General features: G+C 36.5%; 30 protein-coding genes and 1 pseudogene. 16 read left to right on the top strand and 15 right to left on the bottom strand.

Annotation, left to right across the window (positions count from 1 at the left end):
- Positions 1–4: 4 nt before the first annotated feature.
- From lysS to CVPH_RS04030, 4 genes are all read right to left on the bottom strand, one after another.
- Positions 5–1,495, bottom strand: coding sequence for a lysine--tRNA ligase (gene lysS / locus CVPH_RS04045; protein ID WP_201342228.1), 1,491 nt, complete (start codon positions 1,493–1,495; stop codon positions 5–7).
- Positions 1,496–1,709: 214 nt separating this feature from the next.
- Positions 1,710–1,859, bottom strand: coding sequence for a hypothetical protein (locus tag CVPH_RS04040; RefSeq protein ID WP_201342227.1), 150 nt, complete (start codon positions 1,857–1,859; stop codon positions 1,710–1,712).
- The gene (locus tag CVPH_RS04035; protein WP_201342226.1) at positions 1,856–2,263 is read right to left on the bottom strand and encodes a secondary thiamine-phosphate synthase enzyme YjbQ; all 408 of its coding nucleotides are present in this window, start codon (positions 2,261–2,263) and stop codon (positions 1,856–1,858) included. The genes CVPH_RS04040 and CVPH_RS04035 overlap by 4 nt, the downstream gene beginning before the upstream one ends.
- Positions 2,260–2,700: a cytochrome c-type biogenesis protein gene (locus CVPH_RS04030; RefSeq protein ID WP_201342225.1), complete on the bottom strand. Its 441-nt coding sequence runs from the start codon at positions 2,698–2,700 to the stop codon at positions 2,260–2,262. The genes CVPH_RS04035 and CVPH_RS04030 overlap by 4 nt, the downstream gene beginning before the upstream one ends.
- Before the next feature lie 35 nt (positions 2,701–2,735).
- Here CVPH_RS04030 and CVPH_RS04025 point away from each other — a divergent pair, with 35 nt between their 5' ends.
- Both CVPH_RS04025 and CVPH_RS04020 read left to right on the top strand, forming a co-directional pair.
- Positions 2,736–4,583, top strand: a complete 1,848-nt coding sequence (locus CVPH_RS04025) for an ATP-binding cassette domain-containing protein (RefSeq protein ID WP_201342224.1) — start codon at positions 2,736–2,738, stop codon at positions 4,581–4,583.
- A complete protein-coding gene (locus CVPH_RS04020; RefSeq protein ID WP_201342223.1) occupies positions 4,580–5,200 on the top strand; it encodes a hypothetical protein in 621 nt (206 codons plus the stop codon). The genes CVPH_RS04025 and CVPH_RS04020 overlap by 4 nt, the downstream gene beginning before the upstream one ends.
- A gap of 139 nt (positions 5,201–5,339) precedes the next feature.
- On the opposite strand, the gene CVPH_RS04015 is transcribed toward CVPH_RS04020, so the two are convergent.
- The gene (locus tag CVPH_RS04015; protein WP_201342222.1) at positions 5,340–5,516 is read right to left on the bottom strand and encodes a hypothetical protein; all 177 of its coding nucleotides are present in this window, start codon (positions 5,514–5,516) and stop codon (positions 5,340–5,342) included.
- Position 5,517: 1 nt separating this feature from the next.
- Positions 5,518–7,302 carry an excinuclease ABC subunit UvrC gene (uvrC, locus tag CVPH_RS04010; RefSeq protein ID WP_201342221.1) on the bottom strand — a complete coding sequence of 595 codons (1,785 nt, stop codon included), beginning with the start codon at positions 7,300–7,302 and terminating at the stop codon, positions 5,518–5,520.
- Between the two features lie 61 nt (positions 7,303–7,363).
- Here uvrC and CVPH_RS04005 point away from each other — a divergent pair, with 61 nt between their 5' ends.
- From CVPH_RS04005 to CVPH_RS10990, 7 genes and pseudogenes are all read left to right on the top strand, one after another.
- Positions 7,364–8,014, top strand: a complete 651-nt coding sequence (locus tag CVPH_RS04005; protein WP_201342220.1) for an MlaC/ttg2D family ABC transporter substrate-binding protein — start codon at positions 7,364–7,366, stop codon at positions 8,012–8,014.
- Positions 8,014–9,273: a UDP-N-acetylglucosamine 1-carboxyvinyltransferase gene (gene murA / locus CVPH_RS04000; protein ID WP_201342219.1), complete on the top strand. Its 1,260-nt coding sequence runs from the start codon at positions 8,014–8,016 to the stop codon at positions 9,271–9,273. The genes CVPH_RS04005 and murA overlap by 1 nt, the downstream gene beginning before the upstream one ends.
- Before the next feature lie 6 nt (positions 9,274–9,279).
- On the top strand, positions 9,280–9,897 hold the full coding sequence (gene hisG, locus CVPH_RS03995; RefSeq protein WP_201342218.1) for an ATP phosphoribosyltransferase: 618 nt from the start codon (positions 9,280–9,282) through the stop codon (positions 9,895–9,897).
- Complete coding sequence (gene hisD / locus CVPH_RS03990) at positions 9,894–11,189, top strand: histidinol dehydrogenase (protein ID WP_201342217.1); 1,296 nt, start codon at positions 9,894–9,896, stop codon at positions 11,187–11,189. The genes hisG and hisD overlap by 4 nt, the downstream gene beginning before the upstream one ends.
- Before the next feature lie 41 nt (positions 11,190–11,230).
- Positions 11,231–11,506, top strand: a pseudogene (locus tag CVPH_RS11000) (PhzF family phenazine biosynthesis protein); the annotation flags it as partial.
- Positions 11,507–11,661: 155 nt separating this feature from the next.
- Positions 11,662–11,859, top strand: a complete 198-nt coding sequence (locus CVPH_RS10995; RefSeq protein WP_342590474.1) for a PhzF family phenazine biosynthesis protein — start codon at positions 11,662–11,664, stop codon at positions 11,857–11,859.
- Complete coding sequence (locus CVPH_RS10990) at positions 11,829–11,972, top strand: hypothetical protein (protein ID WP_342590468.1); 144 nt, start codon at positions 11,829–11,831, stop codon at positions 11,970–11,972. The genes CVPH_RS10995 and CVPH_RS10990 overlap by 31 nt, the downstream gene beginning before the upstream one ends.
- 6 nt (positions 11,973–11,978) lie before the next feature.
- Here CVPH_RS10990 and ffh read toward each other — a convergent pair whose 3' ends face one another.
- Positions 11,979–13,388 carry a signal recognition particle protein gene (gene ffh / locus CVPH_RS03980; RefSeq protein ID WP_201342216.1) on the bottom strand — a complete coding sequence of 470 codons (1,410 nt, stop codon included), beginning with the start codon at positions 13,386–13,388 and terminating at the stop codon, positions 11,979–11,981.
- 128 nt (positions 13,389–13,516) lie between these two features.
- On the opposite strand from ffh, the gene CVPH_RS03975 reads away from it, so the two are divergent.
- Complete coding sequence (locus CVPH_RS03975) at positions 13,517–14,236, top strand: cytochrome C assembly family protein (RefSeq protein WP_342590467.1); 720 nt, start codon at positions 13,517–13,519, stop codon at positions 14,234–14,236.
- On the opposite strand, the gene CVPH_RS03970 is transcribed toward CVPH_RS03975, so the two are convergent.
- From CVPH_RS03970 to lepA, 3 genes are all read right to left on the bottom strand, one after another.
- A complete protein-coding gene (locus CVPH_RS03970) occupies positions 14,233–14,508 on the bottom strand; it encodes a type II toxin-antitoxin system RelE/ParE family toxin (RefSeq protein ID WP_201342214.1) in 276 nt (91 codons plus the stop codon). The genes CVPH_RS03975 and CVPH_RS03970 overlap by 4 nt on opposite strands.
- On the bottom strand, positions 14,508–14,678 hold the full coding sequence (locus CVPH_RS03965; protein WP_425353128.1) for a type II toxin-antitoxin system RelB/DinJ family antitoxin: 171 nt from the start codon (positions 14,676–14,678) through the stop codon (positions 14,508–14,510). The genes CVPH_RS03970 and CVPH_RS03965 overlap by 1 nt, the downstream gene beginning before the upstream one ends.
- A gap of 176 nt (positions 14,679–14,854) precedes the next feature.
- Positions 14,855–16,642 carry a translation elongation factor 4 gene (gene lepA, locus CVPH_RS03960; protein WP_201342421.1) on the bottom strand — a complete coding sequence of 596 codons (1,788 nt, stop codon included), beginning with the start codon at positions 16,640–16,642 and terminating at the stop codon, positions 14,855–14,857.
- 207 nt (positions 16,643–16,849) lie between these two features.
- Here lepA and CVPH_RS03955 point away from each other — a divergent pair, with 207 nt between their 5' ends.
- From CVPH_RS03955 to CVPH_RS03935, 5 genes are all read left to right on the top strand, one after another.
- The gene (locus CVPH_RS03955) at positions 16,850–17,299 is read left to right on the top strand and encodes a peroxiredoxin (RefSeq protein WP_201342212.1); all 450 of its coding nucleotides are present in this window, start codon (positions 16,850–16,852) and stop codon (positions 17,297–17,299) included.
- Positions 17,296–17,994, top strand: a complete 699-nt coding sequence (gene ubiG, locus CVPH_RS03950; protein ID WP_201342211.1) for a bifunctional 2-polyprenyl-6-hydroxyphenol methylase/3-demethylubiquinol 3-O-methyltransferase UbiG — start codon at positions 17,296–17,298, stop codon at positions 17,992–17,994. The genes CVPH_RS03955 and ubiG overlap by 4 nt, the downstream gene beginning before the upstream one ends.
- 185 nt (positions 17,995–18,179) lie before the next feature.
- Positions 18,180–18,464 (top strand): hypothetical protein, encoded by a 285-nt coding sequence (locus CVPH_RS03945; protein WP_225879802.1) that lies wholly within the window; start codon positions 18,180–18,182, stop codon positions 18,462–18,464.
- Complete coding sequence (locus tag CVPH_RS03940) at positions 18,442–18,714, top strand: pentapeptide repeat-containing protein (RefSeq protein ID WP_201342209.1); 273 nt, start codon at positions 18,442–18,444, stop codon at positions 18,712–18,714. The genes CVPH_RS03945 and CVPH_RS03940 overlap by 23 nt, the downstream gene beginning before the upstream one ends.
- A gap of 43 nt (positions 18,715–18,757) precedes the next feature.
- Positions 18,758–19,063, top strand: coding sequence for a hypothetical protein (locus tag CVPH_RS03935; protein WP_201342208.1), 306 nt, complete (start codon positions 18,758–18,760; stop codon positions 19,061–19,063).
- Here CVPH_RS03935 and acpS read toward each other — a convergent pair.
- The 5 genes from acpS to rnc are packed head-to-tail and all read right to left on the bottom strand — an operon-like array spanning position 19,060 to position 22,445.
- Positions 19,060–19,443: a holo-ACP synthase gene (acpS, locus tag CVPH_RS03930; RefSeq protein WP_201342207.1), complete on the bottom strand. Its 384-nt coding sequence runs from the start codon at positions 19,441–19,443 to the stop codon at positions 19,060–19,062. The two genes, CVPH_RS03935 and acpS, sit on opposite strands and share 4 nt — an antisense overlap.
- On the bottom strand, positions 19,440–20,165 hold the full coding sequence (gene pdxJ, locus CVPH_RS03925; RefSeq protein ID WP_201342206.1) for a pyridoxine 5'-phosphate synthase: 726 nt from the start codon (positions 20,163–20,165) through the stop codon (positions 19,440–19,442). Before pdxJ ends, acpS begins: the two co-directional genes overlap by 4 nt.
- A gap of 6 nt (positions 20,166–20,171) precedes the next feature.
- Complete coding sequence (recO, locus tag CVPH_RS03920; RefSeq protein ID WP_201342205.1) at positions 20,172–20,864, bottom strand: DNA repair protein RecO; 693 nt, start codon at positions 20,862–20,864, stop codon at positions 20,172–20,174.
- Positions 20,857–21,783, bottom strand: a complete 927-nt coding sequence (era, locus tag CVPH_RS03915; RefSeq protein WP_201342204.1) for a GTPase Era — start codon at positions 21,781–21,783, stop codon at positions 20,857–20,859. The genes recO and era overlap by 8 nt, the downstream gene beginning before the upstream one ends.
- A complete protein-coding gene (gene rnc / locus CVPH_RS03910; RefSeq protein WP_201342203.1) occupies positions 21,780–22,445 on the bottom strand; it encodes a ribonuclease III in 666 nt (221 codons plus the stop codon). The genes era and rnc overlap by 4 nt, the downstream gene beginning before the upstream one ends.
- An 80-nt stretch (positions 22,446–22,525) precedes the next feature.
- Between rnc and cas6 the strand changes: the two genes are divergently transcribed.
- Positions 22,526–23,188, top strand: a complete 663-nt coding sequence (gene cas6 / locus CVPH_RS03905) for a type I-MYXAN CRISPR-associated protein Cas6/Cmx6 (RefSeq protein WP_201342202.1) — start codon at positions 22,526–22,528, stop codon at positions 23,186–23,188.
- Positions 23,189–23,204: the final 16 nt, after the last annotated feature.

Here is a 23,204-nt window from a genome sequence, read left to right as displayed (position 1 = left end):
TTTTTCATTTTACTTCGGGGCGCATATGTGGAAATAAAAGCACATCACGAATTGATGGTGAATCAGTAAATAGCATCACCAATCTATCAATGCCGATGCCCTCGCCCGCTGTGGGTGGCATACCATATTCTAGGGCGCGAATATAATCAGCATCATAGTGCATAGCTTCATCGTCACCTGTGTCTTTTTCTGTGACTTGTTTTTTAAAACGTTCAGCTTGTTCTTGTGCATCGTTAAGTTCAGAAAAGCCATTGGCAATTTCACGACCACCAATGAACAGTTCGAATCGGTCGGTAATAAATGGATTGTCGTCATTACACCGTGCTAGTGGTGATACTTCAGTTGGATACTGCGTGATGAAAGTGGGCTGAATGAGCTTTTCTTCAACAGTAGCTTCGAAAATTTCAATTTGAATTTTACCTAAACCCCAATTTTCTTTGACTTGAATGCCTAATTCTTCTGCTGTTTTTTTAGCGTTATCCTGATTTAAATCGGCTGCTGTTAACCTTGGGTTGTATTGCAAAATTGAATCAAACACGCTGATACGCTCAAACGGCTTAGAGAAATCAAAATCATCGCCTTGGTAATGAATATTAGCACTATCGCAGACGTCAAGTGCAATACCACGGAATAATCTTTCTGTCAAATTCATCAAATCATGATACGTGGCATAGGCTTGGTAAAACTCAATCATGGTGAATTCTGGGTTGTGCCTTGTGGAAAGTCCTTCGTTTCTAAAATTACGATTAATTTCAAACACTTTATCCATACCACCAACAATTAAACGCTTCAAATAAAGCTCAGGTGCAATACGCAAATACATGGGCATGTCTAATGTATTATGATGCGTCTCAAATGGTTTGGCTATTGCGCCGCCTGGAATGGTTTGCAACATGGGCGTTTCTACTTCGATAAAATTATGATTATTAAAAAAATTGCGAATATAGCCGACAATTTGACTGCGACGCTTAAACGTGTTGCGCGAATTTTCACTCATAATTAAATCAACATAACGCTGACGATAACGAATTTCTTGATTGCTTAATCCATGAAATTTTTCAGGCAGTGGGCGTAATGACTTAGTCAGCAACTTAATATCACTAATACGAATGGATAATTCACCTACATTGGTTTTGAATAAAACACCTATAGCGCCAATAATATCGCCAATATCCCATTTTTTAAACTGCTCATTATAAAAACTTTCAGGCAACTCATCACGAGTGATAAAAAGCTGAATTTGTCCACTAGAATCTTGTACATGTGTAAAACTAGCTTTGCCCATCACACGCTTGAGCATCATCCGCCCTGCTATAGATACTTGCACATTTTTTTGCGCCAACACTTCTTTAGAAAAACCGTCAAATTTTTGAATAATATCTTGCGCTAAATTTTCAGGCTTAAAATTATTAACAAATGGATTGCCAGCTTCTCTTAATAAAGCCAATTTTGATTTTCTTTCAATCATTAATTTATTGTTATCTTGGTCGCTCACCGGACTCCTTAATGTGTTTTTTGTTCTAGTTCTGCTTGTGACCAAAGCCCATTCAAAATAGCCAATAGCCTGTTCAAAAGATTGATTTTCTTGTACCATATAAGCCAAGCAATAATACGCCTATGAACTATTTGGATTGGCTTTAATGGCATTTGACATGCTCTGAATCGCTAACCCTCATCATTACCTTCTAATTGATGTAAATTGCCTAAGTTTAAATGCGTATACTGGCTTTTAAATCTTTATCAGCGAATTGATGATTGAGCAAATTATTCCAAGCTGTAATTGCCTTTAATGATTCACCATTTTTTTGATGTGCATAAGCTTTAATGATTAAATCACTTAGTTCGGTTTTACTACTCACGATAGCGTTATAATCAATTTTCTAGTGTTTTCACCGGCTCGATGTTCGTATAAAAACAACCCTTGAAATTGACCCAAACCCAATTTATTATCAACAATAGGAATGGTTTTAGCCTCACCAGTCAAAATTGTGCGAATATGTCCTGACATGTCAAAATCACCTTTGTTGTTATGTCGATATTTGGGGTTTGCATCCTGCACTGTTTTTTGCAAATAATCTTCAACATCTAATAATATATCTGAATCTTCACTGCCAGTAATCATAAGTGATGCCGAACTGTGAAGTACAAACACGTGGCACAATTCAACTAAATGACCTTGTATAGCAATAACATTATTCACTTGTTGTGTAATTTCAATAGCGCCACGTCGGTGGGTTTTAATAAATAATTGTTGCTGACTCATTTTAATAAATCTTTAGCCTTGGTTGTATCTACAGTGCTTTTAACATTAGGTTTTTTAGTTGATAAAGAGCGTACTAAAAAGAACAGGCCTAAAGCCAAAAACACAAAAGGTGCAAACCATAACAAATAGGTATTTTTGTTAACCGGTGGTTTAAACACGACAAAATCGCCATATCGATCCGTCATAAACTTCCGAATACTATCATCGGTATTTTGCTTTAATATTAATTCTCTGACTTTTTCGCGTAAATCTTTAGCCAATCCCGCATTCGAACTGCCAATGCTTTGACCTTGACAAACTGGACAGCGAATCTCGTTAATTAACGTCTGATAGAGTTGTTGCTGCTGACTATTAACAAAACTTTTAGCTTCAATACTCTCAGCATAAGCAGGATTAATAAGTTCTAATAGTAATAAAAATTGAATAAAATAGCGCACAATAAAATTTTATTTAAAAAAAATAATTTTAACCCATGCCACTTATTACGCTTGACAATATTTCTCTTAGTTTTTCTGACAAACCTATCTTAAACAAGGTAAGTTCAACCATCCATAAAGGCGATAAAATCGCACTCATTGGTAGAAATGGCGAAGGAAAATCTACTTTTATACGCATTCTTGCTGGCACAATTGAGCCAGATGATGGCAAATTAAAAATTAAAAAAGGCACCAAAATTAGCTACTTAGAGCAAACACTGCCACAAAATAATGACAAAAATCTATTTAACATTGTGGCAGAAGGTCTGGGAGAAATGGGCATTATTCTCAAACAGTACCAGCATTTAATTAATGATGGAAAATTAGAGCAGGCTAGCGAGGTACAAGAGAAAATTGATCAGTTAAATGGCTGGCCATATTTACATAAAATTCAAGCTATTCTTAATCGTTTTACGCTCAATGCTGATACAATTTTATCCACACTTTCTGGTGGTTGGAGAAGGCGAGTAATGCTGGCTCAAGCGTTAATCCAAGAGCCGGATGTGTTATTGCTTGATGAGCCAACTAATCACATGGACATTACTGCCATTCTTGACCTTGAGCGTATGCTAAAAGATTATCATAGCACCTTGGTGCTTATTAGTCATGATCGTTCATTTATTAAAGGCATTGTTAATCGCGTGTTTGATCTTGATCGTGGCAATTTATCAGTATTTAATTGTGGTTATGTTGATTACGTCAAACGCAAAGATGAACAACTGCATGCTGAAGAAATTGCCAATGCGCGATTTGACAAAAAACTTGCGCAAGAAGAAACTTGGATTAGGCAAGGCATTAAAGCCAGACGTACTCGCAATGAAGGGCGTGTTCGTGCTTTACAATCTATGCGTGAATCGTTTATAAATCGCCGTGCGAAAAAAGGTCAAGTTAAAATCCACGCACTGGATGATGAAAACCGCGTTTCCAAATTGGTTTTTGAAGTTAAAAAAATTAACTACCAAATTGCTGACATTAAACTGATTGAAAATTTTTCTATGCTGGTTTTAAAAGGTGAAAAAATCGGTATTATTGGTGGCAATGGCACAGGAAAATCTACTTTCATTAAACTCCTGCTTGATGAATTACAACCTGATAGTGGCTCTATTCGCAGGTCAAAAACCATTAAATTAGCCTACTTTGACCAAATGCGTGAATATCTTGATCCTAACATGAAAGCCATGGATTTCGTCTCTGAAGGTCGTGAACGTATTGATATTGGTGGAAAAAGTAAGCATATTATTGGCTACTTGCGTCAATTCTTATTTACTGGAAAGCAAGCCATGGCACCGATTAGAATGTTTTCTGGCGGTGAAAGAAATCGCCTCATGTTGGCTAAAATTTTATCCCAACCTGCCAATTTATTGGTGCTTGATGAGCCAACCAATGACCTTGATGTTGAAACGCTTGAATTGTTAGAAGAAATGCTAGTAGATTATAGCGGCACTTTAATTTTAATCTCACATGATAGGACTTTCTTAAATAATGTTGTTGACTCTACAGTTGTTATGGATGGCGATGGCGTTATCAACCAATATGCTGGTGGTTATGATGATTACTTGATTCAAAAACAAGACAAATTAGACCAGAAAAAAGACAAACCTAAAGTTAAAACAACTAAAAAACCAACAATAAACACTAAAAAATTAAGCTACAAACAACAGCAAACACTTAAAGATTTGCCAAAAAAAATTGAACAAATTGAAATAAAAATCGGTCAAATTCAATTACAATTATCAGACCCTGAGTTTTTTCAACAAGAAAAATCTCAAGATGCCTTAATCACACTTGCCAGATTAGAGGCTGACCTTGAAAGATATTATGAAAAATGGGAGGCTTTAGAATGACACCATTAATCGTTGACTTAGACCATACATTGATTGATACAGATTTATTGTATGAATCTTCAATGGGTGCATTAAAAAAAAATCCATTGCTTATTTTTATTTATCCCTTTTGGTTCTTGCGTGGAAAAGGCTATTTAAAAGAACAATTAACCAAGCGATTTTCCATTGATGTCAGCACCTTGCCTTACAATCAAAACGTCATTGACTATATCAAAAAACGCAAAAAACGAGGCGATAAAATCATTCTTGCCACCGCCTCACATAAACTATATGCTTTTGCTGTTAGTAATTATCTTAAAACAGAAAAAACTCAGGCAAAAAATAATCAACAGGATTTTGATCTTTTTACCCATAATAACCAACAAACAACCATTAAAAAAATTGATTTATTTGATGATATCATGGCAAGCAACAAAAACTTTAATTTATCTTCGCACAATAAAGCAGAAAAACTAATTGAGCGCTTTGGTGATAAAGGCTTCGACTACATGGGTGATCATATGCGTGATTTACCCGTTTGGGAGGTGTCTAATTTATCAATTTTAGTGAATGTATCAAATAAAGTTATCAATAAAACTAAGCATCTTAATGCGTTAGTCTTGTCAAAAAAGAATTAAAAAAATAAGCGTGCTATTTTAAAGAACAACTATTTTTAGTGTGCTGCTATAAGATAGGGCACTGGCTAATAAAAATAATCTATATGGCGTAGCTTTTAAGATTCACTTTTTAAATAAAAGAGTCCAAATTATTACATCGTCAAACCCCTTCAATTAAATAAGACAAACTACCCAAAAGCAAGTATATAACACTAATAACGACAAGTGTGGTAGCAATCACTCTGGCCATTTTTAAATTTTTGCCAAAAAATCGATTGTTAATCCACCATACAAAGTAGCCGATAACAAAAGCAATCACAAGTATTCTAATAAACATATTAACCTTTAAGTTTTTCAACTATTTTAGTCGCTAATGCTAAATTAATACCACTGACTTTTTGAATTTCATGAATCGATGCCTTCTTCACTTCTTGCAAACCGCCAAAATAATTAAGCAGTGCCATTCTGCGTAACTTTCCCACGCCTATAATGGATTCTAGTATTGAAGTTGTACGTTTTGAAGCGCGTTTCTTTCGATGATTTTTAATTGCAAAACGATGTGACTCGTCTCGAATGTGGTTGACCAACATAAGTGCAGGATCATGAGGTGGTAGATTGATTTTATTAACTTTATCATCTTTAACTGTAATTAAAGTCTCAAGCCCTGCTTTTCGCCTCTCTCCTTTGGCAATGCCTACCAATTGTACATCATCCACACCGATTGAATTCATCACCATGATGGCTTGATTGAGCTGCCCCAATCCGCCATCAATAAAAATAATGTCTGGTAAAGGCTTTTTATCCTTTAGTAATTTAGAATAACGCCGGTACACAACTTGATTCATTGCGGCATAATCATCACCAGGGGTAATATTTTTAATGTCAAATTGGCAATATTGGCTCACTTTTGGTACGCCTTTTTCAAATACTACGCACGAGGCAACAGTTGCCTCGCCCATCATATGGCTAATATCAAAGCATTCAATATAATTAGGAAATTTGCCCAATTCCAAAATAACTTGCAAATGCACAAGTGTTGATTTTTTTCTAAATCTTGATAATAAACTTTGATTAAGATTTTCCTTAGCGGTTAAATTAGCAATATTTAGATAATACTTTTTGTCTTTATTTGGTGTATCAATAATGTGCGTATTTAAAACTGAGGCAATTGTTTTTTTATCACTCAACTTATGGCTAATTAATATTTGTTTTGGGGTGTTTTTGCCCAAATAATACAAAGGCAAAAAAGCAGATAAAACTTGTTTAATATCTTGGTTATTTGAGTTTTTAGGCAAAATAAATACTTGCCCAATTTGCTTACCAGAACGTATGAATAACACCTCAATACCACTTACTCCATCTTGCTGGGCGATACTAACCACATCTAAGTCATTACTGGCACTTGAAGTGTGTTGTTCTTGAATGGTGCGCAAATCAATCAATTGATCACGCAAGCGTGCTGCCAATTCAAACTCTAAATTTTGAGAGGCAAATTGCATTTTCTTTGACACCTTTTCCAGGGTTTCCCTACCTTTGCCAGACAAAAACAAAGACATCATCAACACATCTGATTGATAATTTTCATCGCTAATTTTGTTAACGCAAGGTGCGCTACATAGCCCTATTTGATATTCTAAACAAGGTCTGGAGCGTGATCGGTAAGTACTATTAGTACATTGTCTAACTTTAAAGATTTTTTTAAGTAAATTAAGCGAATCCCTAACCACATGAGCCGAAGGGTAGGGGCCAAAATATTGAGCACTCTGATGCTTTTTACCTCGATAAAAACCCACTCTAGGATGCTTGTCATGGCTGATAAAAATATAAGGATAGCTTTTTGAATCTTTCAACAAGATGTTATATCTTGGCATGTACTGCTTAATTAGTTCAGACTCTAACAACAAAGCCTGAGTTTCTGTTGCAGTAACGATTACTTTAAAGTCCTTAATATTTGCAACTAAAACCCTAGTCTTATTCTGCTCATGTGTTTTCACAAAGTAGCTTGATACTCTATTTTTTAGGTTTTTAGCCTTACCTACATAAATCACTTGGTCTTGCTTATCAAACATTTGATAAACACCAGGATTGGTGGTTAAAAATTGTAGCTTTTCTTTAATTGGCATCTATACAAAAAACACTTACAAAGGTAAAATTTGATTTAAGTTGATTTCTCTTTTAAAAAATGTGATTAAAACACTCCTTATTATATTATCTATTTTGCCTATAAATTCTGCTTTAGCAATAGATAAAACGCCAAATACAACTCATCAAGCAATTGTGGATATTATTGACCCGCCTAATTCAGCCGCACTTAATGTTATGGTTAGCGTCCTAAGTTCTTTAAAAGAATTAAAAAAACAAAAAAAAGCCACAAAGCAAAATATCGAAGCTTTAGTTCGACTAAAGCTTCTGCCTAATATCGCCATAGGCGTGTCCACTAAAATTGTATTAAGCAAACATTGGGATGGCTTGAACATCCAACAAAAACAGTTTTTTCAATACTATGTCTCAGAATCTTTAATTCAAGATTATGCAGGTGTTTTATCCAGTTATGGCAAACTTGACAGTGTTCACATCTCAGTAGATCCTGACGTTAAACGCAAGGATGATAAAGCCATTGTAAAATTAATTATTAACGTTAATGATGACCCAAAACCCAGTATTATTTCTCTAAAAATGATACGTCTTAACACTTGGCATGTATATGACATTGTATTTTCTGGCATCAGTATTGTTAAAAATTATCGTGCTCAATTTAACTCATATATTAGACGAAAAGGCATTGACAGCTTGATTCTAAAGTCAAAAAAGAAACTTGAAAAATTGTCTAAATAATGTATAAGCTTATTATTAATGGGGGTATTACTCTAAATGGCCACATTAAAGCCGCGGGGTCAAAAAACTCATCTTTACCCATTTTATTTGCCTCAATATTGGCTAATAGCCCCATTACTTTAACCAACACACCACATTTAAGTGACGTTTCAACCACGCTTAGGTTATTAATGGATATGGGCGCAGAATTTATACTAGAATCAGACAATTCTTTGTTTGTAGATAGCTCAAAGTTAACCAACTTGGTTGCTCAGTACAATTTAGTTAAAACCATGCGTGCTTCAATTTTAGCACTCGGACCAATGCTTGCCAAATATGGTAAAGCAAAAATATCCCTACCTGGTGGCTGTGCAATTGGCTCACGCCCTGTTAATTTACACTTAAAGGCATTAGAAGATTTAGGTGCTTTTATTAAGGTTGAAAACGGCTATATTTACGCTACAGCTAAAAAACTCATTGGCACTGAAATACATTTTGACCAAATTTCAGTGACTGCCACTGAAAACATCATCATGGCAGCAACTTTGGCAACAGGTACAACCACCATTCATAATACCGCACAAGAGCCTGAAATTGTAGATTTGGTTAATTGCTTAATTAAAATGGGTGCGAAAATTTCTGGTGCTGGCACTTCAATTGTCGCCATTGAAGGGGTTGATGAATTATCAGGCGTGACTTATGCAGTTTGTCCTGATCGGATTGAGGTAGGCACTTATCTTGTTGCTGCAGCCATCACAGGTGGCAAAATTACCATTAAAAATGTGCGTTATCAATCAATGCGCGCCATTCTTGCAAAATTATTTGAAACTGGTGCAGACATTAAGACTGAAAAAAATTCAATCACGCTTGATATGAAAGGAAAACGACCCAAGGCTGTTAATATAAAAACCAGTACTTATCCAAATTTCCCCACAGACATGCAAGCACAATTTACAGCACTCAATGCCATTGCTGATGGGCATAGCACCATTACTGAAACTATTTTTGAAAATAGATTTATGCACATTCCTGAATTATCACGCATGGGCGCAAGCCTCGCTTTAGAAGGCAACACCGTTGTTTGCAAAGGGGTAAAATCTTTGACAGGTGCGCATTTAATGGCAACCGACTTAAGGGCTTCAGCATCCTTGGTATTGGCAGGACTAGCAGCAACAGGCACCACAACGATTGAACGTGTTTATCATCTAGATCGTGGTTACGAAACCATTGAGGAAAAATTAAAACTACTAGGCGCTCAAATTGAACGCGTACAGGATTAAAAACTTATGCTAACTATTGCATTATCTAAAGGTAGAATTTTAAAACAAACGCTACCTTTACTTGAAAAAGCGGGTTTAATCATTGCCAAAGAAGAACTAAACTCACGTAAATTAATTCTTGACACCAATCTTGTTGGTGTTCAGGTTATTATCATTCGTGCAACTGACGTGCCTGTATTTGTACAACACGGTGCTGCTGATATGGGTATTTCTGGCAAAGATGTCTTGCTTGAGCATGGCTCTAATAATTTATTCGAAGTACTGGATTTAGGTATTGCTAAATGCAAACTGATGGTGGCTGCCGAATCACAAGACAAACTTAAGCAGAGCACACTTAAAATAGCCACTAAGTATGTCAATTCAGCCAAGCGTTATTTTCAAAAAAAAAGCCAGTCTTGTGAAATAATCAAACTTTATGGTGCAATGGAATTAGCACCTAAGGTTGGCTTAGCGCACTGTATTGTTGACTTGGTTGATACTGGCAACACCTTAAAAGCCAATGGCCTTATTCCACTTGAGCACATTGAAGAGATTAGCTCGCGCTTGGTGGTAAATGCCGCCTCATTTAAAACCAAAAATGCACAAATTAAGTCTTGGATTCACAATATTGAGCACAGCTTGTGATTACTAAATTAACCGCCACACAATCTGATTTTCAAGAAAAACTTGCCTCATTGCTTGCATGGGATAACGTTTCTAACAAAGAGGTCGCCCAAACGGTTGATAATATTATTACCAATGTTCGTAATAGTGGTGATCGCGCTTTAATTGATTACACGAATAAATTTGATGGTGTCAATGCCTCTAGCATGAAAGATTTAACCATTAAGCTGCCTGTACTTAAACAAGCATTTGACACCCTTAATGAAAAACAAAAATCTGCACTAACCATAGCAGCAGACCGCGTACGCCTTTACCACGAAAAGCAAAAACAAAGCACTTGGAGTTATACAGAAGATGATGGCACAATGTTGGGGCAAAAAATCACACCACTTGATCACGTCGGTTTGTATGTTCCTGGTGGTAAAGCAGCTTACCCTTCTTCTGTTTTAATGAACGCCATTCCGGCTAAAGTTGCTGGTGTAGAGTCTTTAATTATGGTTGTGCCAACGCCCAATGGCATCAGCAATCCATTAGTATTAGCAGCAGCATATATTGTAGGCATCACTCAAGTATTTACAGTAGGTGGCGCACAAGCAATCGCAGCCCTTGCCTATGGTACAAAAACCATACCAAAAGTAGATAAAATTGTAGGTCCTGGTAATATTTATGTAGCAACAGCCAAGCGTGCAGTATTTGGCCAAGTTGGCATTGATATGATTGCTGGTCCTAGTGAGATTTTAATTATTTGTGATGGAAAAACCAATCCTGACTGGATTGCTATGGATCTATTTTCTCAAGCAGAACACGATGAAAACGCACAATCAATCCTACTATGCCCAGACGCTGATTTTATTAATCAAGTTGAAAAAAGCATTGCTAAATTATTACCCACCATGGATAGAAAAGCCATCATTAAAACCGCACTTAAAGACCGTGGCGCACTCATTCACACCAAAAATATGAATGAAGCCATTGCTCTATCTAATCAAATTGCACCTGAACATTTAGAGCTGTCTGTTGAAAATCCACAAGCCATGTTGGATGACATTAAACACGCAGGCGCAATTTTTATGGGCCGTCACACTTGTGAATCCTTAGGGGATTATTGCGCAGGGCCAAATCACGTATTACCCACCTCAGGTACAGCGCGTTTTTCATCCCCTTTGGGTGTGTATGATTTTCAAAAAAAATCAAGCTTAATTATGGTATCACACCAAGGCGCAAATACACTGGGTGAAGTAGCTGCTATCTTGGCGGATGGCGAGGGTTTGCAAGCCCATGCTCAATCTGCCAAATATCGAATAAATCACTAATTCATCAACATAAAATATGGCATTAACCATCTATCAAATTGATGCCTTTGCAAACAAACTATTTGAAGGCAATCCTGCAGCAGTTTGCCCACTTGAAAAGTGGCCATCTGATGAACTTATGCAAATCAATAGCAAGTGAACATAATCTTTCTGAAACGGCACTTTCTGTTCCCACTGGATTAACTTATAAAATCAGGTGGTTCATGCCTATTTGTGAGGTTAACTTATGCAGTCATGCCACACTTGCCGCTGCATTTGTATTGTTTAATATTCTTGAATATGAGCAAAATAAAATACAATTTTCATCAAAGAGTGGTACTCTAATTGTCACTAAAAATAAAGAATGGTTAGAAATGGATTTTCCAGCCCAACCTCCAATACCTGAACAAATTTTAAACGCATTTTCAATAACACCCATTGCATGTCTCAAATCCGAAGATTATATTGTCGTTTTTAAAGACGAACAAAACATATTAACTGCAAAACCATACCTATCCTTATTAAGTCAATTGGATTTAAGAAGGGTTGTAATTACAGCAAAGGAGGTGATTTTGATTTTGTTATTCGGTGTTTCGTACCAAAATATGGCATCGATGAAGATCCTGTTACAGGTTCTTCATTCACCCAGCTTGTTCCGTATTGGTCAAAAAACTTGATAAAAACAACCTAATTGCAAAACAACTCTCAAAACGAGGTGGCGAAGTTAAATGTCAACACTTAGGTCAAAGAGTAAAAATCTCTGGCAAAGCCATCAAATACATGACAGGTACTATTGAAATCTAGTAACCCTTAAAAAGGAAACTTATTACCGCCATCCATATTAGGCAATTTCATCTTAGAGAAATCAGGCATACCATCAGCGCCTGCCATTTTAGCCATCATTTTTTGCATCTTCCCACCGCCCATTTTTTTCATTTGTTTTTGCATTTTTTCAAACTGCTTGATGAGTTTGTTAACTGCTTGGACGTTCGTACCAGAGCCATTAGCAATACGCGCCTTGCGCAAACCTTTAATGAGCTTAATGTGGCTACGCTCTTTAGGTGTCATCGAATTAATAATGGCAACCATTTTCTTGGTTTCAGCCCCACCCATGATTTGATTTTTAACATTTTGTGGAATTTGACCCATCATAATACCTGGCAGTTTGTCCATCAATGCTTCCATACCACCCATTTGCTCCATTTGCAAAAGTTGGTCACGCATATCGGATAAATCAAATTGATCTTTAGCCATTTTTTTGACGGACTTTTGCGCTTTTTTATGATCAACCTTACGTGAAATTTCTTCTACCAATGAAAGTACATCGCCCATACCCAAAAGCCTTGAAACCACACGCTCTGGATGGAATAGCTCCAAGGCATCAATTTTCTCACCAATACCTAAAAACTTAATCGGCTTGCCCGTAATATGACGCACAGACAATGCCGCACCACCTCTAGCATCACCATCAGTTTTGGTAAGAATAACCCCTGTTAATGGCAATGCATCAGCAAATGCTTTGGCAGTATGCGCCGCATCCTGACCCGTCATAGAATCAACCACAAACAAAGTTTCAATTGGGTTGACTTTATTCTGTAAGGTTTTAATTTCATCCATCATTTGCTCATCTATATGCAAACGACCTGCGGTATCAACCAATAAAACATCAAAAAATTGTTTTTGTGCGTGCTTTTTAGCACTAGTAACAATATCTGAAGGCTTGTCACCAATTGTTGATGGGAAAAAATCCACCTCAACTTGCTTGGCTAATATTTCTAATTGTTCAATAGCAGCAGGACGATAAACATCAGCACTGACTACTAATACTTTTTTGTTTTCACGCTGTTTTAAATAAAGTGCAAGCTTGGCAATTGAGGTGGTTTTACCCGCACCTTGCAAACCTGCCACCATAATAATAGCTGGCGGCTGGGTTTTTAAATCAAGCAATTCGGTCTCACCACCAATAATCTCAGTTAATTCAGTTTCAACCAGTTTAATAAATGCTTGTGATGGTTTTAGCCCTTGTCCAACTTTAAGCCCTAATACCTTGGTTTGAACTTGGTCTAAAAATACCTTAATCACCTCAAGTGCAACATCAGCCTCAAGTAGTGCACGACGCACTTCACGAATTGCCTCTTTAATATTGGATTCAGATAGTTTGTTTTTTCCTTGTAAGACTTTAAAACTATTTTGTAGACGCTCGGTTAAATTATCAAACATTTTTAAATAAATATAACTAAAGTGTCGTATTATAGTACTTTGTATTAATTCAAAAGTTGATTATGCTTTTATCTTACTTTGCGATAGCTTTGTATTTGGTTGCAGCCCTTTTACTAATGCGTTATTTTGTGAAAAATAAAACCCAGCACCAGCATCAAAAAACCATTTTTTTGTTGGTCAGTTTTGCCATGATTGCACAAGCGCTCACCTTTAGTCACTTTTGGAGTGACAAAGGCATTGTTTTTGGCTTAGCAAATAGTGCCTCATTTGTTGCTTGGTTGATTGCTGTTTTGTTGTTTTTATCCTCATTATCCAAACCTGTGCACGCATTAGGCATATTGGTTTACCCATTAGTGGCATTCACACTAGTCTTTAGTATCACCTTTCCAGACACGATAAACAAAGTCATTCCACTAAATATTGCTTCACACGTATTTTTATCAATCACTGCCTATGCCTTATTGGCTTTAGCAGTGTGCCAATCTGTATTGTTAAAAATCCAAGAAAAGTACTTGCACGCAAGAAAAGTTAATGGCTTTATCAACAAACTGCCAGCACTACAAACCATGGAAGCATTGCTATTTCAAAGCCTTAGAATTGGTTTTTATTTATTAACCTTATCATTACTTTCTGGCTTTATTTTTATACAAGATATATTTGCCCAACACTTGATACATAAAACCACCCTTTCAATTATTGCATGGATTATTTTTGCCATACTTGTTTTTGGCAGAAAAGCCTTTGGCTGGCGTGGAAAGCAAGCCATCACTGCCACACAAATTGGCTTTGGTATTTTGGTTATTGCTTATTTTGGCTCTAAATTCGTCTTAGAAAGGCTTTTGAATTAGAATAATTCGCTGTGGGGCGGGCTATCAATTCTAATAAGTTTAAGCTCAACAAAACTAGTTTGATAAACAAGTAATAAATCAGGCTTAATATGGCATTCTCGAAAATCAATATAATGATCACTGGGACAATGGTCTTTATATTTTTCCTGTAACCTTTGTTGCTTTTCTAAAGCTTGAATCATTTCAAAAACAGCCCTTAAATCAGGCAATGGTAATTTCCTAACTTTTTTTAAATCCTTTTTAAATTGTGTTGAATAAACAATTTCCAACATTACATCTCAACATCAAGCTCTTTAAATAATGCTTTAACTCCGCCAACTTTAATACCATTACCACTTTCTAATTCTTGCATAGCCTTTATAGTTTCTTGGTTGGACTGTTTAGCGATTAATTTAAACGGAATTGAGCCAGAATTAATAACCACCATGACGAATAGTTTAATGGTTTAAGAAGGGTTAAGTCCAATTTGTTTACAAGTTTGATTTTTGTATCATTGTCAATTCTTGCACTGAGTAAAGGCGTCATAACAACACCTATTAGTTACAAACTAATAGCAATTATAATATTATTGTATATCTTTTTGTAAACTGTTGTAAAACAAAACAGCAAGTGATATTGTCAATCGATATGTAAAACTGCTAAAAATGCCTCCTGAGGAATGTCCACTCTACCCATGCTACGCATACGTTTTTTGCCTTTTTTCTGTTTGTCAAGTAGTTTTCGTTTACGCGAAACATCACCACCATAGCATTTAGCAGTCACATTTTTTCTAAGGGCTTTTACGTTTGAGCGTGAAATAATTTTGGAACCAATACAGGCCTGAATAGCAACATCAAACATTTGCCGTGGAATAAGCTCTTTCATCTTTTCAGCCAATTCACGCCCTTTGCGCACAGAATCGTCTCGGTGAATAATAAGTGCTAGCGCATCTACTGGCTCTTGGTTAATCATGATATCTAGGCGAATTAAATCAGATTCTTGATAACGCTCAAAATGATAATCCATGGAGGCAAAACCGCGTGATACAGATTTTAATCGATCAAAAAAATCAAGCACAACCTCATTGAGTGGTAATTCATAAATAAGGGACACTTGCCTGCCCATATAAGTAATATTTTTTTGCACGCCACGTTTTTCAACACATAAGCTAATTACTGCACCCACGTATTCGTCAGTTACTAGAATGTTTGCTGTAATAATTGGCTCTCTAAATTCAGCAATACCTTGATTAGTTGGCATTTTTGAGGGGCTATCTACTCTGTGAATAGTGCCTCTAGTGTCAAGAATTTCATAAATGACAGTCGGTGCAGTGGTAATTAAATCAAGATCGTATTCTCGCTCCAAGCGCTCTTGAACAATTTCCATGTGCAGTAAACCTAAAAACCCAATGCGAAAGCCAAAACCCAATGTATCTGAATTTTCAGGTTCGTATTGCAACGCTGCATCATTTAGACGAAGTTTTGCCAAGGCATCGCGAAACTTCTCGTAATCTTCACCAGAAATGGGGAAAATACCTGCAAATACACGAGGTTGTACAGGTTTAAAACCTTCCAAAGGTTCTGATGCAGAATTTTTAGCACCTGTAATGGTATCTCCCACTGGTGCACCATCAATATTTTTAATACTGGCAATTAAAAACCCAACCTCTCCTGCTTTTAAACTGTCTGTTTTTTTGCGCTTAGGTGTGAACACACCCACCTCATCTACCAAATGTTCTTCACCGTTTGAGAAAATCTTAATTTTTGTTTTGGTTCTAATTTCGCCATCAATCACGCGAATTAAAGACACCACACCCAAGTAATTATCAAACCAAGAATCAATGATTAAAGCTTTAATAGGTGCATCAATATTACCTTTGGGGGCGGGGATTTTTTCTACAATTTGTTCTAAAATATCCTCAATACCAATGCCTAATTTGGCACTGGCATGAACCGCATCATGCGCCTCAACGCCAATCACATCTTCAATTTCATCCACCACCTGCTCAGGGTCTGCTGCTGGTAAGTCAATTTTATTAAGTACAGGCACTACTTCTAAACCTTGGTCTAGTGCCATATAACAATTTGCAACTGTTTGCGCTTCAACTCCTTGTGATGCATCAACAATAAGTAGTGCACCCTCACAAGCAGAAAGTGAGCGAGACACTTCATAAGAAAAATCCACATGACCCGGTGTATCAATAAAATTTAATTGATAAGTTTCACCATTTCTAGCCTGATAATCAAGCGTAACACTTTGAGATTTAATGGTAATGCCTCGTTCTTTTTCAATGTCCATAGAATCTAGTACTTGTGCTGACATTTCCCGATCACTCAAACCACCACAAAACTGAATAAAGCGATCAGCAATGGTTGATTTACCGTGGTCAATATGAGCAATAATTGAAAAATTACGAATGTTTTTCATAGAGACCTTTACATAAATAGGGATGATTGACAAAACACCAGATTTCATCAACTTGGGAATTTTTTAAAAACACCCTTAGCTCTGCTAGGCGTGGATTTAAAAAATTCCCAAGTTGATGAAATCTGGTGTTTTGATGATTGTTCATACTTATGTAAAGGTCTCTCATATGGTAAAATAGATTTTTTTTAAGCGTATCATTATACAGTCATGAATAAAGTTCAACCAATTACCTGCGCCGCTACAAGCGATTTAGAAATAAGCATTCCCGACACTCGAGGACGCAACATCGTGTTGTATTTTTACCCCAAAGACGCCACCCCAGGATGCACCACCGAAGGGCAAGATTTTAGAGACAATCATCAAGCCTTTGTAGATGCCAATACGGTGATTTATGGTGTTTCAAAAGATGATTTAACCAAACATGAAAAATTTAAAGCCAAGCAAAATTTCCCTTTTGAACTGATTGCTGATGTTGATGGCACTTTGTGCGAATTGTTTAACGTTTGGCAGTTAAAAAAGTTTATGGGGCGTGAATATATGGGCATTGTAAGGTCAACTTTCTTGATTGATGCTGATGGCAATATTCTCAAATCTTGGGACAAGGTTAAGGTCAAAGGTCATGCTGAGGCAGTTTTGGCTTATTTGCAAGCACTATGAGCAACGTAGATTTTAACGAAATTGATAAATTCGCCGCCCTAGCATCACGCTGGTGGGATAAAAACTCTGAATTTAAACCCTTACATGATATTAACCCGCTCAGGCTAAATTACATCAAAGAGAAATGTGGTGGCTCACTCAAGGATAAAAAAATCCTTGATGTTGGCTGCGGTGGTGGCATCTTGGCAGAGTCCCTCGCTTTAGAAGGCGCGATTGTGACAGGCATTGACATGGCAGAAGCAGGCTTAGAAGTTGCTAAATTGCACTTGCTTGAATCAGGCTTGGAGGTGGATTATCAAAAAATCCCTGTGGAAGAATTTGCCGAGCAACACCCCGAAAAGTTTGATATTGTGTCCTGTTTAGAAATGTTAGAACACGTGCCCGACCCTAGCTCAATTATCAAAGCTTGTAGCAAATTAGTCAAACCTAGCGGACAAGCCTTCTTTTCAACCATCAACCGCAACGCCAAATCCTATTTATTCGCTATCATCGGTGCAGAATACATCCTCAAACTCCTGCCCCAAGGCACGCACGACTGGGATAAATTCATCCAGCCTAGTGAAATGGACGAATGGGCAAGACACTCAGGTTTAACCCTAAAAGGCATGGTTGGTATGACCTATAACCCCTTTACAAAAGCCTATAAATTTGAAGATGATGTGAGTGTAAATTATTTGTGTTTTTATCAAAAATAACCCAATTCATATCAAAAATTAAAACCCTTGGTTCATATATAAAAGGCAAGACTTTAAAACATCGTCTTCTTTGTTTATTTTTAAATGCTATTCTAGGTATTTTATCTGCTAAATATCTATATCAACCTATATGCGACTGTATTACAAACCACACTTGCAAACCACCAATCAATCCATTATTTTTGGTGCTACTAGCACTACCAACTACTACTTTATTATGGTATTTTCGAACCTGCGATACTCGTGAAAATATTCATCAAAACTATTTTTTCGATGCTTTTAAAAAGCTCACCAATAATAAGGTTGTTCGTCATGAGATTGCCACACAAAGACTAACCAACTTAGTGAAAAAAGTACCAAAGTATAAAGAAGAAATAAAACTTGCTTTTATCAAGGTGTTAAAAAGCTTTCCAAGAAAATCGACTAGCAATTATGAGAGGCGAACTTATGCTACAGTGGCTTACCAATGAATATAAAGCAAGCGAACTTGACTTAGATGGATGTATATTTGACCTGCAAGATTTCACAATTAAAAAAGACACGTCCAACCTTTTTAAACTATTTACAGAAAGACAGTTTAAAAATATTAGCTTTAACAAAGCTGATTTACGCGAAGTTAATTTAGGAAATGCTGATTTAAGAAGTTCTAAATATTCAAGTAGGACAAAATTTCCCGAAGGATTCCAACCAAAAAGTAAAGAAATGAGCAACACTAACTAACAAAAAATTGAACAAAAAATTCTTAACAACCTAATGAAATGAAATGAAAAAAATACTCGCTTTTTTATTACTTGCTATCAGTTTTAACGGATTGGCACTTTCACCCAACGAAATGCTGGCAATTGTTGGTGCGGTAAAGTATTACAATGAAAACTGTGGCGGGTTAAATCCAGCAGGGTCTCAACGAATGAATAAAGGCTTAAAACGCTTTAAAATGCACAAAACGCCTATACCTGTATTAGAACAATATCCTTTAGCTGTATCTAGTTATCAAACCGCAAAAAAATTTGGTTGTATTGGTACTAAGAATGAGGCTTATAAAGCGGGGTTTGGTCAATATATCAATTAGTTTTCTGTTTCTAAAACGACAAATGCTATAGCGTTAAATTTTTCATCTGACAAACTAAGATGCGCCTGCTTAATGTTTTTATTCACAAGGTATAAACGTAATTTTTCGCTAGGAATAAAATACGGCTTGCCGTTTTCATTATTACGTACGGTTAAATCTTGAAAACTAACAATCTTACCAATACCCGTACCCAAAGCCTTTACAAAGGCTTCTTTAGCGGCAAAACGTTTGGCGCAATAAGCAGCACTGTCGCCTTTATTGGCAAATAGGGCTTGTTCATGTTCGGACAATACGCGTTTCACAAAGCCTTGTTTGTTTTTGCTTAATATGTGCTCAATACGTTTGATATTGATAATATCAGTGCCCACGCCATAAATCATAATCTTGCCTCTAGTATTAATGTTTTCATCTCACGAGTGGTGACTTCAAGCCCGACAAACACGGCTCTGGCAATAATTGAATGCCCGATATTAAGCTCAACAATTTCAGGTAATTTAGCAATGGCAGTTGTATTTTCCAAGGTCAGTCCATGACCTGCATTGACTTGCAAGCCAATTGAGTGTGCATAAGTGGTCATAGTTTTGATCTTTTCAAGTTCTACTAGTTGCGCCTCATTAGTTGCATTAGCATAATGCCCAGTATGGAGCTCAATCACAGACGCACCACACTGTTTAGCTGCATCAATTTGATTTTTTTGTGCGTCAATAAACAAAGAAACAATAATATGTGATTCGTTCAAGCGTAGGCAAACGTCTTTCATTCTGGATATTTGCGATGCTACATCAAGCCCACCTTCGGTGGTTAACTCCTCACGATTTTCAGGCACTAGACAACAATCCTGAGGTTTGATTTTGCTAGCAATGGCAATCATTTCATCTGTTGCTGCTATTTCTAGGTTCATTTTTGTGGTGAGTTGGTTACGTAGAATTTCCACATCGGCATCTTGAATGTGGCGTCTGTCTTCACGCAAATGTAGTGTAATACTGTCTGCGCCTGATTTTTCACATAATAAAGCCGCCTCTATTGGTGAGGGGTAGTTTGTACCTCTGGCTTGCCTGATGGTGGCAATATGATCAATATTAATACCTAAATAAATACCCATTGTTTGTTATTGTTTAATAAAAAATAAAGACCGGCTTTTTAAAGGTTTGTCGTCCAAAAGCACACTTAGGCGCTGTCTGTTTAAATCTCGGCAAACTTTTAATTGTTGCGCATCTGGTACATCTTCAACCGCTTCTATGAGTAATTGGTTGATTAATTTTCCTGATATTTTACCCAAAGAATTGGGCATAAATCCTGCTTGGGGTTGATATTCATAATGGCTGTTTTGGTCAATTTCATTACCATTAATATCTTCTGTAAAACACATGCCATAACCCAATTCAGTTAATAAGTTATTTTCAAATATTCTTAAATGCCAATACTTAGCACTTTGCTTTAAATGCCCCATTTGGCTTACAAATTTCTGATACTGTGCAAACAGCTCAGAATATGGGTCTTGCTCATGCAATAGCCTTGATATAAGCTCATTCACATACATACCCAATATCAATTCTTCACCTTTAAAATTCCTAGGCACATCATCAATTTCCCAATAACTTAGTGCTTTTAGCCCACCTCTACCTGCAAATGAAATGCTCAAATTTTGAAACATCTGAATGTTGGTTTTTGACCCTCTAAGTCCTCTACCAACTAGACGAATTTTGCCAAAATCACGGGTAAAAAAATCAAGTAGTAGTGATGAATTTTTAAAAGCCCGACGATGGATTAAAAAAGCAGGGGTTAGCTCAACTTTAGTCATATCCTAACGAGGCCAGCGCGCGCTTATCATCAGACCAACCTTGTTTGACTTTGACCCAAAGCTTTAAGAATACTTTTCTGTCCAAAAAGCCTTCGATACTTTTTCGTGCTTCAGTGCCAATTAGTTTGAGCATATCACCTTTATTGCCAATCACGATATTTTTTTGTGAAGCCTTATCAACAAAAATACGGGCAGAAATTCGTTGCAGGTTGCCATCTTGTTCAAATTGTTCAATTTCAACAGTTAAATCATAAGGCAGCTCATCTTCTAAATAGCGCATGAGTTTTTCTCGAATAAACTCGGCAACAATAAATTTTTCACTTCTATCGGTTATATAGTCAGCATCAAAAATAAGAGCTTGTTTTGGCAGGTATTGCAAAACCAACTCACGTAATACACCAATATCTTTCTTTTTAAATGCTGACAAAGGGAACAAATCTGTTGGCTGGTATTTTTGAGACACTCTGTCCAAAAATGGCAATACCTCTTGCGCAGATTTTAGTTTGTCAATTTTATTAATACATAAAACAACAGGCACTTCTACTCGAGTAATATGCTCCAAAACTCTTGAATCCTCTTTGGTCCATTTGCCCACTTCTGTTAGCCATAAAATAATATCCACATCTGCTATGGTTGAACTGGCCGCTCTGTTCATATAAGAATTAATGGCTTTGGAATTACCCATATGAATGCCCGGTGTATCCACAAATACCATTTGATAATCATCAGTTGTATCAATAGCGTGGATGCGGTGGCGCGTGGTTTGTGGACGATGCGAAGTGATGGATAATTTCTGCCCAATTAATTCATTAATAAGTGTAGATTTACCAACATTAGGCCGCCCCACAACTGCAATAAAACCTGACTTAAAATTTGGCTTGGTGGTTTTATTGCTTGTTGTAAGTTGTTTGGGATTCATAATTTTTTTAGTTTTTTTAATAAGGTTTGTGCACAAGATTGTTCTGCTTTTTTAATACTTTTAGCAGATTCGCTATCTTGTAAGTTTTGGTCCTTTAAAAGACAATTTATTGTAAATATTGCATTATGATCTTTGCCTGTTATATCAGTGAGTTCATATTTTGGCAAAACGTTGCCACGCTTTTGTAAGTATTCTTGTAATTGTGTCTTTGGATCTTTTAGCGAATCATCTGGGCTGATATTGTTTAATAACGTCTCAAAAAGACCTAAGATAACTGTACTCGTGGTTTCAAAATTAGAATCCAACAACACTGCACCGAATATTGCCTCAACAGCATCTGCTTGAATAGATTCACGCCTGTAACCACCGCTTTTTAATTCACCAGAACCTAAAATCAAATTGTTTGACAATTCTAGTGCCACACTCAGTTGCGCCAAAGTTTGCCCTCTAACCAGATGTGATCTTAATCGAGAAAGCTTGCCTTCGTCAATATGAGCAAAGCGCTGATAAAGCTCTTTTGAAATGACCATACCTAAAATACTATCGCCTAAAAATTCTAAACGTTCGTTATTGTTTTTACCCATAGAGCGGTGCGTCAAAGCAAACTTTAATAAAGACAAATCTTTAAATTGATAATTAATTTTTTTTTGTAATTTTTCCATTACTTTGTATTGGGTTTTATAACGATTAATAAGTTTATAATAGGTACCTATTATAACTTAAGCTGATAATTTACTATTTTATGTTTTGGCAAGAAAACGCTAAAAAAGAACATTTTACGCTGCCTGAAACCATACAAGATGCAGTGTTCAATATCCATGCTAGAATTTTACCCATTGATCATGGCTTTCTACTAGCACAAGCACTACTTAAACAATTACCATGGCTTGATGAGGTGGGTGCTGGCATATTTAACATCAGTGTCGCAGATGGTAACGGCTGGATGCAAAACCACGAAGATGGATTTTATTACCCCTCTAAACGCTCAAAACTAACCATTAGAGTGCCAAAAAATAAGCTTAACAAGGTTCGGCAATTACTTGGAAAAACACTAGATTTAGGCGAATATCAAATAGATATTATCAAATCTTTAAAGCCAAAGTTACTTAGTGATATGCCTGTATTGTTTGCAAAAAGTATTGCTTGTGGCAAGGAAATGAGTGAGGAGGATTTTTTACAAGTTGCTTTTGAACGCCTAAAAATACTTGGTATTTCTGTTAAAAAAATGATGGTCGGTCTTGAGAATAACATTAAAACTGACACTAGTACTATCCACACTCGCTCGCTAATGGTGGCTGATTTAAAAAAAGATGAATCGGTATTATTACAAAAAAAAGGTCTTGGTGATTATCGGTTATTAGGTTGTGGCTTGTTTATTCCACACAAAGACATCGCAAGCATTTAACTTGCACTAAAAGCAT

It is taken from the genome of Abyssogena phaseoliformis symbiont OG214 (genome assembly GCF_016592595.1).
In the GTDB taxonomy this organism is placed as follows: domain Bacteria; phylum Pseudomonadota; class Gammaproteobacteria; order PS1; family Pseudothioglobaceae; genus Ruthia.
The sequence above is the reverse complement of the archived record's forward strand: the minus strand, read 5'-3'. Positions and strand labels throughout refer to the sequence as shown.

Coding starts and splice junctions, on each gene's coding strand:
- CVPH_RS04035 (WP_201342226.1), bottom strand. CDS start 2,263: ATGAGTCAGCAACAATTATTTATTAAAACCCACCGACGTGGCGCTATT.
- CVPH_RS04025 (WP_201342224.1), top strand. CDS start 2,736: ATGCCACTTATTACGCTTGACAATATTTCTCTTAGTTTTTCTGACAAA.
- CVPH_RS04020 (WP_201342223.1), top strand. CDS start 4,580: ATGACACCATTAATCGTTGACTTAGACCATACATTGATTGATACAGAT.
- CVPH_RS04015 (WP_201342222.1), bottom strand. CDS start 5,516: ATGTTTATTAGAATACTTGTGATTGCTTTTGTTATCGGCTACTTTGTA.
- uvrC (WP_201342221.1), bottom strand. CDS start 7,302: ATGCCAATTAAAGAAAAGCTACAATTTTTAACCACCAATCCTGGTGTT.
- murA (WP_201342219.1), top strand. CDS start 8,014: ATGTATAAGCTTATTATTAATGGGGGTATTACTCTAAATGGCCACATT.
- hisG (WP_201342218.1), top strand. CDS start 9,280: ATGCTAACTATTGCATTATCTAAAGGTAGAATTTTAAAACAAACGCTA.
- ffh (WP_201342216.1), bottom strand. CDS start 13,388: ATGTTTGATAATTTAACCGAGCGTCTACAAAATAGTTTTAAAGTCTTA.
- CVPH_RS03970 (WP_201342214.1), bottom strand. CDS start 14,508: ATGTTGGAAATTGTTTATTCAACACAATTTAAAAAGGATTTAAAAAAA.
- lepA (WP_201342421.1), bottom strand. CDS start 16,642: ATGAAAAACATTCGTAATTTTTCAATTATTGCTCATATTGACCACGGT.
- CVPH_RS03955 (WP_201342212.1), top strand. CDS start 16,850: ATGAATAAAGTTCAACCAATTACCTGCGCCGCTACAAGCGATTTAGAA.
- ubiG (WP_201342211.1), top strand. CDS start 17,296: ATGAGCAACGTAGATTTTAACGAAATTGATAAATTCGCCGCCCTAGCA.
- CVPH_RS03940 (WP_201342209.1), top strand. CDS start 18,442: ATGCTACAGTGGCTTACCAATGAATATAAAGCAAGCGAACTTGACTTA.
- CVPH_RS03935 (WP_201342208.1), top strand. CDS start 18,758: ATGAAAAAAATACTCGCTTTTTTATTACTTGCTATCAGTTTTAACGGA.
- acpS (WP_201342207.1), bottom strand. CDS start 19,443: ATGATTTATGGCGTGGGCACTGATATTATCAATATCAAACGTATTGAG.
- pdxJ (WP_201342206.1), bottom strand. CDS start 20,165: ATGGGTATTTATTTAGGTATTAATATTGATCATATTGCCACCATCAGG.
- recO (WP_201342205.1), bottom strand. CDS start 20,864: ATGACTAAAGTTGAGCTAACCCCTGCTTTTTTAATCCATCGTCGGGCT.
- era (WP_201342204.1), bottom strand. CDS start 21,783: ATGAATCCCAAACAACTTACAACAAGCAATAAAACCACCAAGCCAAAT.
- rnc (WP_201342203.1), bottom strand. CDS start 22,445: ATGGAAAAATTACAAAAAAAAATTAATTATCAATTTAAAGATTTGTCT.
- cas6 (WP_201342202.1), top strand. CDS start 22,526: ATGTTTTGGCAAGAAAACGCTAAAAAAGAACATTTTACGCTGCCTGAA.